Source organism: Pseudomonas sp. SIMBA_041 (genome assembly GCF_046535095.1).
Classification (GTDB): Bacteria; Pseudomonadota; Gammaproteobacteria; order Pseudomonadales; family Pseudomonadaceae; genus Aquipseudomonas; species Aquipseudomonas mucoides.
The window spans coordinates 1-396 of record NZ_JAWRXJ010000063.1; the positions used below are offsets into that span (position 1 = coordinate 1).

Here is a 396-nt window from a genome sequence, read left to right on the forward strand (position 1 = left end):
TTGCCGTCACCGACGATCTGCGAAAGCGCGAGCGCTGTGCAGCCGATATTGGCACCTATATCGAGTGCTTGTGCGCCGCTGTCACACAACACCGCAAGCATCGATACCAGCTGCGGTTCGAAAGGGTCAGTTAGCTTTGCGATATAACTGTCGTTGTCGTTGCCTTGTACGAGCCATCGCCGTCCGCCAATGCCAACACTGCGTTCCATAAGATTCTCTCAAAAAGAAATCTGTCTGTGGATCACCGCTGAAGCTGGTCGAAAGTATAACCTCAACACTACGTCAAGCCGCATTGGGGGTGGTTTTTCCATTTCGGGGAATCGATGAAGAGTGATCTCGCGACGAGAACTGCGAAGGCGGCGCCTGTAGTGGGCAGCAATTTCCGGCTGTGGCTGA

General features: G+C 53.8%; 1 protein-coding gene. It reads right to left on the reverse strand.

Annotation, left to right across the window (positions count from 1 at the left end):
• A partial coding sequence (locus SB725_RS30235; protein ID WP_410923030.1) for a hypothetical protein occupies nt 1–209 on the reverse strand: 209 nt, incomplete at its 3' end.
• Nucleotides 210–396: the final 187 nt, after the last annotated feature.